This window comes from Enterobacter sp. SA197, assembly GCF_054131575.1.
The window spans coordinates 3,962,891-3,979,100 of the sequence record NZ_CP096393.1 but is presented as its reverse complement, the minus strand read 5'-3'; the positions used below and the strand labels follow the sequence as shown (position 1 = coordinate 3,979,100).

General features: G+C 53.0%; 14 protein-coding genes and 3 tRNA genes. 7 read left to right on the top strand and 10 right to left on the bottom strand.

Translation table 11 applies throughout. The features are described 5' to 3' along the window. Positions 1 to 95 precede the first annotated feature (95 nt). The gene (argA, locus tag M1D91_RS18660; RefSeq protein ID WP_437433677.1) at positions 96 to 1,427 is read right to left on the bottom strand and encodes an amino-acid N-acetyltransferase; all 1,332 of its coding nucleotides are present in this window, start codon (positions 1,425 to 1,427) and stop codon (positions 96 to 98) included. A 231-nt stretch (positions 1,428 to 1,658) separates the two neighbouring features. On the opposite strand from argA, the gene amiC reads away from it, so the two are divergent. Beyond that, positions 1,659 to 2,912, top strand: a complete 1,254-nt coding sequence (gene amiC / locus M1D91_RS18655; RefSeq protein ID WP_437433676.1) for an N-acetylmuramoyl-L-alanine amidase AmiC — start codon at positions 1,659 to 1,661, stop codon at positions 2,910 to 2,912. A gap of 404 nt (positions 2,913 to 3,316) precedes the next feature. Here the strand turns inward: amiC and M1D91_RS18650 are convergent. The 3 genes from M1D91_RS18650 to M1D91_RS18640 form a co-directional block, all read right to left on the bottom strand. After that, positions 3,317 to 3,393: transfer RNA gene (locus M1D91_RS18650), tRNA-Met, on the bottom strand. A 44-nt stretch (positions 3,394 to 3,437) separates the two neighbouring features. After that, a tRNA-Met gene (locus M1D91_RS18645) sits at positions 3,438 to 3,514 on the bottom strand. 45 nt (positions 3,515 to 3,559) lie between these two features. Then, positions 3,560 to 3,636, bottom strand: a tRNA-Met gene (locus M1D91_RS18640). Between the two features lie 205 nt (positions 3,637 to 3,841). On the opposite strand from M1D91_RS18640, the gene mltA reads away from it, so the two are divergent. After that, positions 3,842 to 4,939, top strand: coding sequence for a murein transglycosylase A (gene mltA / locus M1D91_RS18635; protein WP_437433675.1), 1,098 nt, complete (start codon positions 3,842 to 3,844; stop codon positions 4,937 to 4,939). 80 nt (positions 4,940 to 5,019) lie between these two features. Next, positions 5,020 to 5,826 (top strand): tRNA cyclic N6-threonylcarbamoyladenosine(37) synthase TcdA, encoded by an 807-nt coding sequence (gene tcdA / locus M1D91_RS18630; protein WP_437433674.1) that lies wholly within the window; start codon positions 5,020 to 5,022, stop codon positions 5,824 to 5,826. Here the strand turns inward: tcdA and csdE are convergent. Then, entirely contained in the window at positions 5,817 to 6,266 is a 450-nt protein-coding gene (gene csdE / locus M1D91_RS18625) for a cysteine desulfurase sulfur acceptor subunit CsdE (protein ID WP_437433673.1), read from the bottom strand. The two genes, tcdA and csdE, sit on opposite strands and share 10 nt — an antisense overlap. Beyond that, positions 6,266 to 7,471, bottom strand: a complete 1,206-nt coding sequence (csdA, locus tag M1D91_RS18620) for a cysteine desulfurase CsdA (protein ID WP_437433672.1) — start codon at positions 7,469 to 7,471, stop codon at positions 6,266 to 6,268. Before csdA ends, csdE begins: the two co-directional genes overlap by 1 nt. Before the next feature lie 192 nt (positions 7,472 to 7,663). Between csdA and M1D91_RS18615 the strand changes: the two genes are divergently transcribed. The 4 genes from M1D91_RS18615 (at position 7,664) to rlmM (ending at position 10,685) form a co-directional block, all read left to right on the top strand. Next, positions 7,664 to 7,894: a YgdI/YgdR family lipoprotein gene (locus M1D91_RS18615; RefSeq protein ID WP_437433671.1), complete on the top strand. Its 231-nt coding sequence runs from the start codon at positions 7,664 to 7,666 to the stop codon at positions 7,892 to 7,894. Positions 7,895 to 8,244: 350 nt separating this feature from the next. Next, a complete protein-coding gene (gcvA, locus tag M1D91_RS18610; protein WP_437433670.1) occupies positions 8,245 to 9,159 on the top strand; it encodes a glycine cleavage system transcriptional regulator GcvA in 915 nt (304 codons plus the stop codon). A 37-nt stretch (positions 9,160 to 9,196) separates the two neighbouring features. Next, positions 9,197 to 9,592: a DUF423 domain-containing protein gene (locus M1D91_RS18605; RefSeq protein ID WP_437433669.1), complete on the top strand. Its 396-nt coding sequence runs from the start codon at positions 9,197 to 9,199 to the stop codon at positions 9,590 to 9,592. After that, positions 9,585 to 10,685: a 23S rRNA (cytidine(2498)-2'-O)-methyltransferase RlmM gene (gene rlmM, locus M1D91_RS18600; protein ID WP_437433668.1), complete on the top strand. Its 1,101-nt coding sequence runs from the start codon at positions 9,585 to 9,587 to the stop codon at positions 10,683 to 10,685. The genes M1D91_RS18605 and rlmM overlap by 8 nt, the downstream gene beginning before the upstream one ends. Positions 10,686 to 10,734: 49 nt before the next feature. Here rlmM and xni read toward each other — a convergent pair whose 3' ends face one another. The 4 genes from xni to ppnN form a co-directional block, all read right to left on the bottom strand. Then, on the bottom strand, positions 10,735 to 11,493 hold the full coding sequence (xni, locus tag M1D91_RS18595) for a flap endonuclease Xni (RefSeq protein WP_437433667.1): 759 nt from the start codon (positions 11,491 to 11,493) through the stop codon (positions 10,735 to 10,737). 107 nt (positions 11,494 to 11,600) lie between these two features. Beyond that, positions 11,601 to 12,968 carry an L-serine ammonia-lyase gene (locus M1D91_RS18590; protein WP_437433666.1) on the bottom strand — a complete coding sequence of 456 codons (1,368 nt, stop codon included), beginning with the start codon at positions 12,966 to 12,968 and terminating at the stop codon, positions 11,601 to 11,603. 60 nt (positions 12,969 to 13,028) lie between these two features. Further along, positions 13,029 to 14,318, bottom strand: coding sequence for an HAAAP family serine/threonine permease (locus M1D91_RS18585; RefSeq protein WP_437433665.1), 1,290 nt, complete (start codon positions 14,316 to 14,318; stop codon positions 13,029 to 13,031). 458 nt (positions 14,319 to 14,776) lie between these two features. Further along, entirely contained in the window at positions 14,777 to 16,141 is a 1,365-nt protein-coding gene (gene ppnN / locus M1D91_RS18580; RefSeq protein WP_437433664.1) for a nucleotide 5'-monophosphate nucleosidase PpnN, read from the bottom strand. Positions 16,142 to 16,210 lie beyond the last annotated feature (69 nt).

Genomic DNA, 16,210 nt, shown 5'->3' with positions numbered 1-16,210 from the left:
GATTAACCTTCTCTGACTTAAAAAGCGGCAGGATTCGGGCCAGGTTCAGTTGAGGATAAACGCCGGATAAGATTTTTACCCGGCGGGGCAGCTTGTCAGGTCAGGTCTGCCATCAGCACCTTTGAACGGCGCTGGTAGTTGTACATCTCTTTTTTGCTTTCCGGCAACGAGTCGATGTCGACCGGCGTGAATCCACGCTCCTGGAACCAGTGAATACTGCGGGTGGTCAGAACAAAGAGTTTAGTCAGCCCCATCTGCTTAGCCTGAGCGGCAATACGCTCCAGTAATATCTCGCCGCGCGATGAGCTCCGGTAATCCGGGTGCACCGCAACACAGGCCATTTCACCGATTTTTTCTTCCGGGAAGGGGTAGAGGGCAGCGCAGGCGATTGTCAGGTTATCGCGCTGAACGACGGTAAATTTGTCAATTTCCATCTCCAGTTGCTCGCGGGAACGACGAACCAGGATGCCCTGTTGTTCCAGTGGACGAATCAGTTCAAGAATACCGCCGATATCGTTGATGGTGGCGCGGCGGATTTGTTCCGCACTTTCCATGACGATTTGGGTTCCGATACCGTCACGTGAGAACAGCTCCTGCAGCAGTGCACCGTCTTCCTGATAGCTAATCAGATGGCTGCGGCGGACTCCACTGCGACAAGCTTTCATCGCGCCACGCAGGAAGCGCACCGTCCCTGAATGGTAATCGCCTTGTTCTTCCAGCGCTTCTACACGGGCCTGTGCTTCATTCGGGAACAGTTCAGAGACAATGTGCCCCTCTTCATCATAGACCCCTTGCGATGAGCAAAAGCCAATCATTTTTTCCGCTTTCAGTTTAATGGCAAGCTGGGTGGCTATCTCTTCGGAGGTGAGGTTGAAGCTCTCCCCGGTAACAGAGACGGCAACCGGCCCCATTAGTACAATCGCGCCGCTGTCCAGCTGGCGATGAATCGCCTCTTCATCAATACGGCGAATGCGCCCGCTATGGCAATAATCCACGCCATCATCAACGCCAAGGGGCTGAGCGATGATAAAGTTACCGCTGACCACATTAATGTGCGCGCCCTGCAGTGGCGTATTGTTCAGACTCATGGAGAGTCGGGCGGTGATATCCAGTTGCAAAAGCCCGGCAGCCTGTTTCACCAGCTCCAGCGTTTTGGCGTCCGTAACGCGGATATGTTTGTGATAAAGCGGCTCGTGCTGGTGCGCAGCAAGATTGGCGTCAATTTGCGGACGTGCGCCATAGACGACAACCAGACGAATCCCCAGGCTGTGTAATAACCCGATGTCATTGACAATACTGGAAAAATTCTCATGTTCGATGGCTTCGCCACCTAACATAATGACAAAGGTTTTGCCCCGGTGGGTATTGATATAGGGGACAGAGTGGCGAAATCCCTGCACCAGTTCGGTTTTACGTTCCTTTACCACGGCCAACCCTCACTGCATGATTATTCGTAAAAAGTGTATTTTTATTCTTTTATTGGCTGTTGTGCAAGCCAAAAATGCATTAGCGCTTAATGACCTTTATCAAACGTTAAGGCGGGATAGCCCCTCATTTACCGTTTTATAGATGACAGTTTATGCATCATTCGTTAAAGTTTTCGGTCAATTCTGGCGTTTATACGGTCATTCATTATTTTGCTTTTGCTCGGGAGAGGCATGTCGGGAAGTCAAAAAGCGCTAAGTCGCCGCAAATTGATACAGGGCGCGGGAGCCATGTGGTTATTAAGCGTGAGTCAGGTCGGTCTTGCCGCCGTAAGCCAGGTGGTCGCCGTGCGCGTCTGGCCTGCGACTACCTATACCCGTGTAACAGTAGAGTCCAACCGGGTCATTCAGTATCGTCAGTTTTCACTGAGCAATCCCGATCGGCTGGTTGTGGATCTCGAAGGCGTAAACCTTAACTCTGTTCTGAAAGGAATGGGGGCGCAGATTCGTAATGACGATCCTTTCATTAAATCTGCACGGGTAGGGCAGTTTGACCCACAAACCGTTCGTATGGTGTTTGAGCTTAAGCAGGATATCAAACCTCAGCTCTTTGCCCTGGCCCCGGTCGCCGGGTTCAAAGAGCGTCTGGTCATGGATCTCTACCCGGCCAATGCCAAAGACGTTCAGGATCCGTTACTGGCGCTGCTTGAGGAGTATAACCAGGGCGACCTGGAGAAACAGGTTCCGCCAGCGCAGAGTGGCCCGCAGCCCGGTAAAGCAGGGCGCGATCGCCCGATTGTCATCATGCTGGATCCTGGTCATGGTGGTGAGGATCCTGGCGCTATCGGTAAATACCGGACCCGCGAAAAGGATGTTGTGCTGCAGATTGCCCGGCGCTTACGTGCGCTTATCGAGAAAGAGGGCAATATGAAGGCCTATATGACACGTAATGAAGATGTCTTCATTCCGCTCAAGGTCCGGGTGGCGAAGGCGCAGAAGCAACGTGCGGATCTGTTTGTTTCTATTCATGCCGATGCGTTTAGTAGCCGCCAGCCGCATGGATCTTCCGTGTTTGCCCTCTCAACAAAAGGGGCCACCAGTACGGCCGCCAAATATCTGGCAGAGACGCAGAACGCCGCGGACTTAATTGGGGGCGTCAGCAAAAGCGGCGATCGATATCTCGACCATACGATGTTTGATATGGTGCAGTCGCTTACGATTAACGACAGCCTGAAGTTTGGCAAAGCGGTGCTCAACAGGTTGGGAAATGTTAACAGCCTGCATAAAAACCGGGTTGAGCAGGCGGGGTTTGCGGTGTTAAAAGCGCCGGATATTCCGTCGATCCTCGTCGAAACGGCGTTCATCAGTAATGTTGAAGAGGAGCGCAAGCTCAGGACGGCAAAATTCCAGCAAGAGGTGGCAGAGTCTATTCTGGCCGGGATTAAAGCCTATTTTGCCGATGGGGCAACGCTGGCGAGAAGAGGGTAATGCCTTAGTCGGGTTGCTCTGTTTGAATGCATCTCCAGGCGCGTACAAAAGTACGTGACCGGGGTAAATGACGGCAGCCAGGGCTGGCGAAGCGTGAAGGATGAACACTGAATATTTTATTCGAATCATTCGGGTTGCGCCGAGGCGGCAACGGAATGCATCTCCGGGAGCGTACAAAAGTACGTAACCGGGGTAAATGACGGCAGCCAGCGCTGGCGCAGCGTGAAGGATGAACACTGAATATTTTATTCGAATCATTCGGGTTGCGCCGAGGCGGCAACGGAATGCATCTCCGGGAGCGTACAAAAGTACGTGACCGGGGTAAATGACGGCAGCCAACAATGGCGCAGCGTGAAGGATGAAGAATAAAAACAAAAAAACACCCGTTAAGGTGTTTAATGTATTGGTTGCGGGGGCCGGATTTGAACCGACGACCTTCGGGTTATGAGCCCGACGAGCTACCAGGCTGCTCCACCCCGCGTCCGTCTTTACTCTTTATCGAGTAAACTTGCATCAGATTGTAATTGGTTGCGGGGGCCAGATTTGAACTGACGACCTTCGGGTTATGAGCCCGACGAGCTACCAGGCTGCTCCACCCCGCGTCCGCGTTTACTCTTCCATCGAGTAAATTTACTTCTGATTTTAATTGGTTGCGGGGGCCAGATTTGAACTGACGACCTTCGGGTTATGAGCCCGACGAGCTACCAGGCTGCTCCACCCCGCGTCCGTGGATGCGCACTATACTCCGCTAACATTCTGATGCAACCCTTTTTTAACGGAATGGCGTAATTGAGCGATATTTGTATAAAAACAGCACGATGCGGTTGTTTTTTGTACCGGATTTGCGTCAGGTTGCGCAATCGCATTTCATTCGCGGAGGTGGTTTGTTATCTTCATCACGCTCCGGATTAATTAAAAGATGAGAAACCATGAAAGGACGTTGGGCAACATATCTACTCACAGGCGCAATGGTGGCACTGCTTGCAGCCTGTACGTCAAAACCGACCGATCGCGGTCAACAGTATAAAGATGGCAAATTTAATCAGCCCTTCTCTCTGGTAAACCAGCCCGACGCGATTGGCGCGCCAATCAACGCTGGTGATTTCTCTGAGCAAGTGAGCCAGATCCGCAGTGCATCACCACGTCTTTACTCCGGCCAGAGCGCGGTTTACAGCGCGGTCCAGGATTGGCTGCGCGCCGGCGGGGACACCCGTAATATGCGCCAGTTCGGCATTGATGCCTGGCAGATGGAAGGGGCAGATAACTACGGTAACGTCCAGTTCACCGGCTATTACACACCGGTGGTGCAGGCTCGCCACACGCGGCAGGGGGAATTTCAGTACCCTATTTACCGTATGCCGCCTAAACGCGGGCGTTTGCCGTCACGCGCTGAAATTTATGCCGGTGGTCTGAGTGACAGTTATGTTCTTGCCTACAGCAATTCTCTGATGGATAACTTCATCATGGATGTCCAGGGCAGTGGTTATATCGATTTCGGCGATGGCAGCCCGTTGAACTTCTTTAGCTACGCCGGGAAGAATGGTCATGCGTACCGCAGTATCGGTAAGGTGCTTATCGATCGCGGTGAAGTGAAGAAAGAAGACATGTCGATGCAGGCTATTCGCCACTGGGGAGAAACCCATAGCGAAGCCCAGGTCCGCGAGCTGCTGGAGCAAAACCCCTCCTTCGTCTTCTTTAAACCTCAGTCTTATGCACCGGTGAAAGGAGCGAGTGCAGTGCCGCTGATTGGTCGCGCCTCGGTGGCGTCCGATCGCAGCATTATTCCGGCGGGTACCACCCTGCTTGCCGAAGTCCCGCTGCTGGATGTGAACGGCAAATTTACCGGTCAGTATGAACTACGTCTGATGGTCGCCCTTGATGTAGGCGGGGCAATCAAAGGGCAACACTTTGATATTTATCAGGGCATTGGTCCGGATGCCGGTCATCGTGCGGGGTGGTACAACCATTATGGTCGTGTATGGGTGCTGAAAACCGCACCAGGCACCGGCAACGTGTTCAGCGGCTGAATGTGATACACTCCACACTCTCTCTCGCTCAGGCGGGAGAGTTTTTTTCCTTCCAGTTTTTAAACGCATTCTGAGGTTTTATGTCTGTTGTCATCAGCGACGCCTGGCGCCAGCGTTTCGGCGGTACGGCACGTTTGTACGGCGAAAATGCCCTGCATCTCTTTGCCAGCGCGCATGTGTGTGTAGTGGGTATCGGCGGTGTGGGTTCATGGGCGGCAGAGGCACTTGCCCGCACCGGCATCGGAGCGATTACGCTGATTGATATGGATGATGTCTGCGTCACCAATACCAACCGACAGATCCACGCCCTGCGGGACAACGTAGGACTGGCGAAAGCGGAAGTGATGGCGCAGCGCATTCAGCAGATCAACCCGGAATGCCGTGTCACGGTCGTGGACGATTTCCTCACCGGGGAAAATGTCGCCACCCTTCTGAACCAGGGCTTTAGCTACGTTATTGATGCCATCGACAGTGTAAGACCCAAAGCGGCGCTGATTGCATACTGCCGGCGCTATAAAATTCCGCTGGTGACGACGGGCGGGGCCGGTGGACAGATCGATCCGACACAAATCCAGGTCACCGATCTGGCGAAGACCATTCAGGATCCGCTGGCGGCAAAACTGCGCGAACGTCTGAAAAGCGATTTTGGCGTGGTGAAAAACAGTAAAGGTAAGCTCGGCGTTGACTGCGTCTTCTCGACCGAAGCCCTGGTTTATCCGCAGGCAGACGGGTCAGTGTGTGCCATGAAGAGTACAGCGGAAGGGCCGAAAAGAATGGACTGCGCCTCTGGCTTTGGCGCGGCAACGATGGTGACTGCCACCTTTGGTTTTGTGGCAGTCTCCCATGCGCTGAAAAAGATGATGGCAAAGGCAGCGCGTCAGGGCTGAACCTGGCGGGCCGCCTTCTGGACGGCGGCGCTGAGTGCGGCCAGCCCCTGGTTGCGTGATGCGCTAAGTTCGGCACGTAGACCCAGTTCATCGAAGAGGGCGAGCGGGTCTTCGGCAAGCAGCGCCTCCGGGCGCTTCCCTTCAATGGCGGCCAACAGAACCGCCAGCATCCCGCGAACGATACGTCCTTCGCTGTCGCCAAAGAAATGCAGTGTGCCATCGTCTGAAAGCGTATGGCCGAGCCAGACCCGATTTTCACATCCGGCAATCTCCTGCGCCTGCGCTTTCAGTTCATCGCTGAGTGATGGCAACTGCTTACCCAGCAGAATTAACTGGCGATATTTATCTTCCCACTGCTTAAGCGGCGAAAATGTCTGGCGAAGCGCCGCTTCGCTGACAGCATGGCCGAACGGATGTCCGGCATAAACAGCATTGCTCATTAGTCCACCAACAGGTTCAGGGCGCGGTCAACGGCGTCAACCAACGCCTCCACATCGTGCCGTGTATTATACGGTGCGAAAGAGGCGCGAAGCGTGCCTTTTACGCCAAGTGCCGAAAGCAAAGGCTGAGCGCAGTGCTGCCCGGCGCGTAGCGCGATGCCATAGCCAGCCAGCAGCGTGACCATATCGCTGTGGTGAACGCCTGCGAAATCAAAGGCCAGCAGGCTGGAGTCCTGAACGCGGAACGAGCGAAATCCGGGCCGTCTGGCGAGCGCCTCTTCAGCAAGGGTCGCCAGCCCGCGGCTGTAACTTTCCGCCTGCGCAATGTCGATGCCATTCAGCCACTCCAGCGCCGCACTCAGACCAATGACGCCCGCCACGTTAGGCGTGCCAGCTTCCAGTTTGTACGGAACGGGCTGGGTGTCGAAGCCGTCAAAGCTCACTTCGGTTATCATCTTGCCACCCCCCAGCCACGGGGACATCTCCTTTAACAACGCGTGCTTACCATACAGCACACCGATGCCGGTTGGGCCATAGAGTTTATGACCGGAGAAGGCGTAAAAATCGATATCCAGACGCTGAACGTCGGCCGGGAAATGCACCACACCTTGTGCGCCATCGACCACGACAACCATTCCCGCTTCATGAGCAAGTGCAGTGGCGCGCTGAAGATCCGGGCAGCCGCCGGTGACGTTTGACATCTGCCCAAGCGCAAGAATACGGCTGCGTGGGGTGATGAGCGTGGTCAGCATATCCAGATCCGGCAATCTGTCTTCACCCAACGGCAGTTTGATAATTCGCGCCCCGGTTTGTTCAGCCACCATTAGCCAGGGCACCAGATTCGCATGATGCTCAGCTTCGCTGACGATAATTTCATCGCCGGGCTTAAGGCGCGGCCTGGCCCAGCTTTGGGCGACCATGTTAATGGCTTCGGTGGTACCACGCGTCCAGACGATACTCTTCCCGGATGCGGCATTAATAAGTCGCGCCACCTGATCGCGGGCCGCCTCGTAACGGGCCGTGAGTTTTTGCGCTTCGGCGTACTGGCTACGGTGCACATTACCGGCACTCAGGCTGTAAAACTGCTGTGTCGCCTCGATAACGGCCTGAGGTTTTAATGCCGTCGCGGCACTGTCGAGGTAGATACCGGCATCCGCAAGCGCGGGAAACTGGGCGCGAAACTGCGCCGGGCTGAAAGCATTCATAGCGTTCCTCTTTTCATTAGGCCGATCGTCGCGCAATTTCAGCCTGGGGGCAAGGAGGTTGATAACCATAAGAATTATCTGTTTGTCCGTGCAGTGTTCAGTAAGCAGGTTATGCTAAATAGTGTTGGGCAACTTTCTTTGCCTGTTATGAAATGAGCTTTAGATAGCATTAATTGCTAAAAGGAGAAGAAGATGAAAAAGGCTGCTGCAATTATCTCTGCCTGTATGCTCACTTTTACACTGAGCGCCTGTTCGGGTCCGAACTATGCGATGCACACCAATGATGGTCGTACCATTATCTCTGAAGGTAAACCAAAAACTGATGACCAGACCGGCATGATTTCTTATAAAGATGCCAATGGTAACAAGCAGCAAATCAACCGTACTGATATTAAAGAGATGGTTGCGCTCGAAAAGGACTAACGTCTTTTTTCAGGCAAAAAAAAGCACCGCAAATTTGCGGTGCTACATTAATCACTATGGACAGACAGGGTAAATGTACAGGAAGTGAAAAGGGGTAGCGTGGCTACCGTGGTCTGAATCGCAGACCAATTGCAAACACAACAACACAACATCACAACCGCAAGCCAAAAGCCCTTCAGAACACGCATTCCAAAAAAAGCTTCTCGTTCCGGCTCAGGAAGTGCCGCCACTATAGGTATTTGCTGGTAGAAGCTCAACGGACAATTTATAATGGATCAGATAAAAAAAACTAATAGGTTAAACGTTGTTTCCTGTTTGTTAAAACGCCATTACATCTAAGCCTGATAACCATGTCCAAGCGATTGCCACCTCTTAATGCATTACGTGTTTTTGATGCTGCTGCCCGCCATTTAAGTTTCACGCGCGCTGCCGATGAACTCTTTGTTACGCAGGCCGCAGTCAGCCACCAAATCAAGTCTCTTGAGGATTTCCTGGGGTTAAAACTGTTCCGTCGCCGCAACCGTTCGCTGTTGTTAACGGAGGAGGGGCAGAGCTATTTTCAGGACATTAAAGAGATTTTTTCTCAGCTTACTGAGGCAACGCGTAAACTTCAGGCGCGTAGCGCAAAAGGGGCATTAACGGTTTCATTACTGCCCAGTTTTGCCATTCAGTGGATGGTGCCACGGCTTTCCAGCTTTAACTCAGCTTATCCGGGAATCGATGTTCGAATACAGGCTGTAGATCGTCAGGAAGATAAACTTGCCGACGATGTGGATGTCGCTATTTTTTATGGTCGCGGTAACTGGCCTGGCTTGCGTGTTGAAAAATTATACGCAGAATATCTGTTGCCGGTCTGCTCGCCGCTGTTATTAACCGGTGAGAAGCCGCTGAAAACCCCTGCGGATCTGGCTAATCATACTCTGTTGCATGATGCTTCTCGTCGCGACTGGCAAACTTACACACGTCAGTTAGGGCTTAATCTTAATGTTCAGCAGGGCCCCATCTTCAGCCATAGTTCAATGGTGCTGCAGGCGGCTATCCACGGACAGGGAATTGCGCTTGCCAATAATGTGATGGCGCAGTCGGAAATTGAGGCGGGTCGTCTGGTCTGCCCCTTTAATGATGTTTTGGTCAGTAAGAATGCTTTTTATCTGGTTTGTCATGACAGTCAGGCAGAACTGGGTAAAATAGCCGCCTTTCGACAGTGGATACTGGCAAAAGCGGCAAACGAACAGGAAAAATTCCGTTTCCGTTACGAACAATAATGGCAGCGCGCGATGCGCTCTTTCATAAGGTAGACACATGACCAGCCGTTTCATGCTGATTTTTGCCGCAGTGAGTGGCTTTGTTTATGTCGCGCTCGGGGCGTTCGGCGCGCACGTTTTAAGTAAGTCGATAGGTGTTGTTGAAATGGGCTGGATCCAGACCGGCCTTGATTACCAGGCATTCCACACGCTCGCCATCTTTGGGCTAGCGGTGGCAATGCAACGTCGTATCAGTATCTGGTTTTACTGGAGTAGTGTTTTTCTCGCGCTGGGCACGGTGTTGTTTAGCGGCAGCCTCTACTGCCTTGCGCTCTCGCATTTACGCCTTTGGGCGTTTGTTACCCCCGTTGGCGGTGTCTGTTTCCTCGCCGGTTGGGTATTGATGTTTATTGGTGCTATTCGTCTGAAACGTAAGGGCGTTGTTCATGAATAAAGTGGTTTTGTTGTGTCGCCCTGGTTTTGAGAAAGAGTGCGCCGCAGAAATTACCGATAAAGCCGGGCGTCGCGAAGTCTTTGGCTTCGCACGTGTTAAAGAACATTCAGGGTATGTCATCTTTGAATGTTATCAACCTGATGATGCGGACAAACTGGCGCGTGAACTGCCGTTCAGTTCGCTGATTTTTGCTCGTCAGATGTTTGTGGTCGGGGAGTTGTTACAGCATCTGCCCCCTGAGGATCGCATCACGCCGGTTGTGGGTATGCTGCAGGGCGTAGTGGAGAAAGCTGGCGATCTGCGCGTTGAAGTTGCCGATACCAACGAAAGCAAAGAGCTGATGAAGTTCTGCCGCAAGTTCACCGTGCCGCTGCGCAGCGCGTTACGGGAAGCCGGTGTGCTGGCACGCAGCGATTCAGCAAAACGCCCGGTAGTGCACGTTTTCTTTATCGCACCAGGCTGTTGCTATACCGGGTATTCCTACTCGTATAACAACTCGCCGTTCTATATGGGTATCCCACGCCTCAAATTCCCGTCCGATGCGCCAAGTCGTTCGACTCTGAAGCTGGAAGAGGCATTTCATGTGTTTATTCCTGCCGATGAGTGGGATGAGCGCCTGGCAAACGGTATGCATGCGGTTGATCTGGGGGCCTGCCCTGGCGGCTGGACCTACCAACTGGTGAAGCGCAATATGTGGGTCGTCTCTGTTGATAACGGTCCGATGGCGCAAAGCCTGATGGATACCGGGCAGGTAACCTGGCTGCCGGAAGATGGTTTCCGCTATCGTCCTACCCGTAACAACATCACCTGGATGGTGTGTGATATGGTCGAAAAACCGGCGAAAGTCGCTGCGTTGATGGCGCAATGGCTGGTTAACGGCTGGTGCCGCGAGACCATTTTCAACCTCAAGCTGCCAATGAAAAAGCGCTATGAAGAGGTGCAGCAAAACCTGGCTTATATCCAGGAGCAGTTGAACGAAAAAGGGATTAACGTTGAGATTCAGGCGCGTCAGTTGTACCACGATCGTGAAGAAGTAACGGTACATGTGCGTCGCTGGTGGGCGGCCGTCGGCGGGCGTCGCGACGAGCGCTAGCCTCAGAGGCATATCGGGCTGGTTTCGCACCGGCCCGGTAATCTGATGCCTACCGTTTCACTAAACGCAACTGCTGCAAATTGCCATCTATCTGTATATCCGTTTGCAGACGGGCAATGTCCCGACACATAAACGCCATCGCTTTATGCATTTCCAGCTTGTTTCGCCACTTTTCCTGTACCGCATCCAGATGGGCATAAACGCCCTCCAGCGTTTGATACTGCTTCAGTAGCTGCGTGGCGCTTTTAGGGCCAATCCCCGCCACACCCGGCACCTTAGAACTGCTGATACCCGCCAGCCCCCAGTAATCAGCGAGCTGCTGCGGCAGTACGCCAAACTCATTCTCAATAAAAAGGGCGTCCAGCCAGCGTTTCTGAAAATAGTCGCGGATGCGAATGCCAGGAGCGAGCAACTGGCAGTAGCCCTTGTCGGTGGAGACAATCGTTGCCTGATGGCCTGCTTTCGCCACTTTAACGGCCAGGGTTGCCGCCAGATCGTCGGCTTCGTTTCCAGGCGATACCCAGCTCTGAACCCCGCGTTCGGCAAAGGCGGTGCGCAGGGCGGGCATTTCATCATGAAGGGTGTCAGGCATGGGGGGACGGCCCGCTTTGTAATCGGGCAGGATTTGGTGACGCCAGCCGGTCTTGCGCGCCTCATCATCAAACACCGCCACCGCATGGGTGGGTTCACTATGATGTATGAGCAAATCAAGCGCATGCTGGCAGGTCGTAACACAGGGGGAACCCTGAACCGCATGAATGCGGCGGATAAGGTTAAGCGCGTCGACAATAAGCAGATGAATGGCCACAGTTCCCTCCTGGTGTGAAACGCGCTAAGGGTAACATTGACCGGGGCGGGAGACTATCGGTGACGCAGGGATTGGGAAGACGCCCCGCAAAAGGGGGCGTCCGGGCATTAATCGCAGGTGACGATTTTCATTGCCAGTCCACCGCGTGATGTCTCACGGTATTTGGCGTTCATGTCTTTGCCGGTTTCGTACATGGTTTCGATCACTTTATCGAGACAGACGCGCGGCTCGCTGGTGCGGCGTAGCGCCATACGGGCAGCGTTCACCGCCTTTACCGAGGCAATAGCGTTACGCTCGATGCAAGGGACCTGAACCTGTCCTGCCACCGGATCGCAGGTCAAACCGAGATTATGCTCCATACCAATTTCAGCGGCGATACAGACCTGGGCCGGGCTGCCACCTAAGAGCTCCGCCAGACCAGCCGCCGCCATCGAGCAGGCGACGCCTACCTCACCCTGGCAGCCGACTTCAGCACCGGAAATGGAGGCGTTCATCTTATAGAGTGAACCAATAGCGCTGGCAGTAAGCAGGTAGCGCGCAAGAGAGTTAGCATTCACTTCGCGGATAAACTTGTCATAGTAGGCCAGTACCGCAGGCACTATCCCGCAGGCACCGTTTGTCGGGGCGGTGACTACGCGCCCGCCTGCTGCGTTTTCTTCGTTGACTGCAAGGGCGAACATATTGATCCAGTCGACCACTGCCATTGGATCACTGGTGGTTTTATCGCTACTGACCAACAGGCGACGCAGGGCGGCGGCGCGACGAGGAACCCGCAATTTGCCCGGCAACACACCTTCGGTGGTAATGCCACGCTCAATGCCGCCTCGCATCACTTCCCACACCTGAGCAAAGTGCTGTTCGAGCGCCTCCTTGCTGTGCAGGGCCAGCTCGTTTTGCATCATCAGGCCGGAGAGCGACAGGCCGCTGTCACGACAGTGCTGTTGAAGGTCAGCGGCATTTTTATAGGGCCAGGGTACGGCAACTGGCGCGCTGTTTTCCTGACCAAAATGGTCTTCATCGACAATAAAGCCCCCGCCAATGGAGTAGTACGTCTGGCTGTAGAGCACGTTTTCGCCCGCCAGCGCCGTGATGCGCATGCCGTTTTCATGCAGCGAGAGGTTGTCGGCATGGAAATTCATGCACTGGTCGACGGGAAACTCAACCTCCTGACGGCCATTTGCCAGCATCAGTCGGCTGTGGGTATTAACATCCTGAATAAATGCGGGTATAGCGTCGATGTCGACACTGTCCGGTAGATTGCCTGCAAGGCCCATAATAATAGCAATATCAGTATGGTGACCTTTGCCGGTCAAGGATAACGAGCCATAAACATCTACCACTACGCGCGTATCGTTGCGCAGCATGTCGCGTGCGATCAGGTCGTCCGTGAACTGCTTACCGGCTTTCATGGGGCCGACGGTGTGGGAGCTCGACGGGCCAATACCGATTTTGAAAATATCGAATACGCTGATCATGAGGCAGTATCCATGAAAAAAGAGGGAAGTGCGCCGCCCCTAAAGACGGCGCAAAAAGGCTTAGCTGAACAGAGAGAAGAAAATCGCGGAGATGGCAATCAGGCCCATCACAACAACAAAGACGTTGCTGATGTGACCACTGTACTTACGCATAGCCGGGACTTTATTGATGGCGTACATCGGCATCAGGAACAGAATAACCGCAATGACCGGGCCGCCCAGGTTTTCAATCATCCCGAGGATGCTCGGGTTCAGGGTGGCAACAGCCCAGGTGGTCACCAGCATAAAGAGCGCGGTGATTTTGTTTAGTTTATTGATTTCAATGGACTTGCCTTTACCGCGCAGGGATTTGATAACCATGCCATTAAAACCTTCACGCGCCCCCAGGTAGTGGCCGAGGAAGGATTTAGTGATGGCGATAATCGCGATAATCGGTGCCATCCAGGCAATAACAGGCGCGTTAAAATGGTTCGCCAGGTACGAGAGAATAGAGATGTTCTGCGCTTTTGCCGAGGCCAGATCTGCAGGGGAGAGACTCAGTACGCAACTGAAAACAAAGAACATCACCGTCAGCACCATCATGATGTGGGCGAAGCTCAGGATACGGGAACATTTGCGCTCCGCTTCATCACCATACTCTTCGCGTTTTGCCACGGCGAAAGAGGAGATAATCGGCGAGTGGTTAAAGGAGAAAACCATGACCGGGATCGCCAGCCACAAGGTCATCCACAAACCGTTACCGGTTACGCTCGTGCTGCTAAAAGAGAGGGTATCCAGAGCGGTGGTGCTCCACTGCGGGATCAGGTAAACCGCAAGCAGCATCAGGGCCGCGACAAACGGGAATACCAGGATGCTCATCGCTTTGACAATCATCTGCTCACCGAAACGCACGATAGTCATCATACCCACGATCAGGATTAGGGAGAGGATAGCGCGTGGCGGTGGCGTCATTCCCAACTGATGGCTCATAAAGCTTTCAACAGTGTTGGTAATGGCGACGCTGTAGACTAACAGAATCGGGTAGATAGCAAAGAAGTAGAGCAGGGTAATCAGCTTACCTGCGCCAGTACCAAAGTGTTCTTCAACCACTTCGGTAATATCTTCACCTGGGTTTTTGCCAGACAGCACGAAGCGCGTCAGGCCACGGTGGGCAAAAAAGGTCATCGGGAAAGCAATGATCGCCATAATAATCAGTGGGATCATCCCACCCACACCGGCATTGATCGGTAAAAAGAGCACGCCTGCGCCGATAGCGGTGCCATAAAGGCCCAGCATCCACATGGTATCCGTTTTACGCCATGCGCTGCGCGTGCTACCCGAAACAAGGGTGCCGGTTTGTGTTGTTTCCATTTACATATCTCCAGAGCTGTAATGTGCCGCTATTTGGTCAAAACGAAGGCCAAAAAACACGGCGGTAATATTAAATTCGGTCATCTACGGTTTTTTTATAATTTCTTCCCGTAACTATTGGCGGGCGGAAAGATACATAGATGTTATGAATAGAACAGTGATCTCGATCTCAAATGCAATAATTCACTTTTTATAGGGATATCGGCAGGGAAAACGTCTGTACGGTTTTTAATGCCCAAAATATATGGGCGCGAAGGCTATCATTGGCGAGATTTGCGATCAAATGGAGAGGGTTAAAACACGATAAACTGGCTATTAAAAAGGGGGATTTCAGCGTTTTATCTGACCTCAACCCCATTTAATGAATGAAAATTTGTTGATGAAAAGGTACGCAATCGTTTGCTCCGCCTGCTAAAAAGCAGGGCAACATAAGTTGCCCTTATGATTTTTGCTTACGGTCAGGTGATAATTTCGTAGCAAGGTATGTAGGCAGAACCTGGCAATTTCATACGATGCTGCGCCACAAATCCCTGCAGCAGGTCATCCATGCGGCGCATCATGTCTCGGTCGCCATGAATTTTAAACGGACCAAATGCTTCGATGGCCTGGATACCCCCTTCTTTTACGTTACCCGTGACGATACCGGAGAAGGCGCGACGCAGATCTGCGGCCAGCACTTCCACGGGTTGATCCGGGTAAAGCTTAAGATTGGCCATATTTTCATGCGTCGGTTCAAACGGCACCTGCAGATCGGATGCGATGCGAATCGACCAGTTGAAGCTGTAGGCATCGCCGGTTTCGCGACGGTTCTCTTTTACCAGCGGCATCGCTTTTTTCATCAGACGCGCGACTTCTGCCGGATCGTTAATCACGACCTGATAGTGCTTACGTGCCCCTTCGCCCAGGGTGTTAACGATAAACTCATCCAGTACGCGGAAATAATCGGCGCTCTCTTTCGGGCCGGTCAGAATCAGCGGTAATACCTGATCTTTGTTCGCCGGGTTCATCAGGATCCCCAGAAGATAGAGCAGCTCTTCTGCGGTGCCGACGCCGCCCGGGAAGATGATAATACCGTGGGCGATGCGCACGAACGCTTCCAGACGCTTTTCAATATCCGGCATGATAATGAGCTCGTTCACCAGCGGGTTTGGTGGTTCCGCTGCGATAATAGAAGGCTCCGTCATTCCGATAAAACGCCCGTCTCTGTAACGCTGCTGGGCATGTCCCACCGCGGCACCTTTCATTGGCGCTTCCATCGCACCAGGCCCGCAGCCGGTACAGATATTCAGCTCACGCAGACCCAGTTGCGTACCGACACGGCGGGCGTAGAGATATTCTGTTTCATTGATAGAGTGGCCGCCCCAGCACACCACCATATTGGGCGCTTCTCCCACGTGCAGGGCACGGGCATTGCGCAAAATAGAGAAGACAAGATTGGTAATGTGAATGGAGCTTTCCAGGTTCAGATGCTGGAAACGCCCTGCGTTATGAATTTGCCCGTTAACGAACAAAATATCGCGCAGCACGGCGAAAAGGTTTGCCTGTAGCGAGCGAATAATCCGCCCGTCAACAAAGGCATCTTCGGGCGGGTTGATAAGTTCCAGTTTTACGCCGCGTTCACGACGTAACACATTAATGTCGAAACTTTCGTAACGTGACAACAGCTCTTTACTGTTATCGGTCAGGCTACCGGAGTTGAGGACGGCGAGTGAGCAGTTACGAAACAGTTGATACAGGTCGCTACTGGCCGTGCGCTTAAGCATATCGACTTCCAGTTGCGACAACATGTCCATTGAGCCAAGCGGGCTAATATGTGTAATCAAGTGAACTCCTTACGGGATGAAAATTTTATCTTCCCTGATGATTACAATAGCCTCCGCTTATGACGTTTA

Bases quoted from the DNA above. Each gene is read 5' to 3' on its own strand.
- amiC (WP_437433676.1), top strand. From the start codon at position 1,659: ATGTCGGGAAGTCAAAAAGCGCTAAGTCGCCGCAAATTGATACAGGGC.
- M1D91_RS18615 (WP_437433671.1), top strand. From the start codon at position 7,664: ATGAAAAAGGCTGCTGCAATTATCTCTGCCTGTATGCTCACTTTTACA.
- csdA (WP_437433672.1), bottom strand. From the start codon at position 7,471: ATGAATGCTTTCAGCCCGGCGCAGTTTCGCGCCCAGTTTCCCGCGCTT.
- mltA (WP_437433675.1), top strand. From the start codon at position 3,842: ATGAAAGGACGTTGGGCAACATATCTACTCACAGGCGCAATGGTGGCA.
- M1D91_RS18590 (WP_437433666.1), bottom strand. From the start codon at position 12,968: ATGATCAGCGTATTCGATATTTTCAAAATCGGTATTGGCCCGTCGAGC.
- csdE (WP_437433673.1), bottom strand. From the start codon at position 6,266: ATGAGCAATGCTGTTTATGCCGGACATCCGTTCGGCCATGCTGTCAGC.
- M1D91_RS18585 (WP_437433665.1), bottom strand. From the start codon at position 14,318: ATGGAAACAACACAAACCGGCACCCTTGTTTCGGGTAGCACGCGCAGC.
- gcvA (WP_437433670.1), top strand. From the start codon at position 8,245: ATGTCCAAGCGATTGCCACCTCTTAATGCATTACGTGTTTTTGATGCT.
- rlmM (WP_437433668.1), top strand. From the start codon at position 9,585: ATGAATAAAGTGGTTTTGTTGTGTCGCCCTGGTTTTGAGAAAGAGTGC.
- tcdA (WP_437433674.1), top strand. From the start codon at position 5,020: ATGTCTGTTGTCATCAGCGACGCCTGGCGCCAGCGTTTCGGCGGTACG.
- M1D91_RS18605 (WP_437433669.1), top strand. From the start codon at position 9,197: ATGACCAGCCGTTTCATGCTGATTTTTGCCGCAGTGAGTGGCTTTGTT.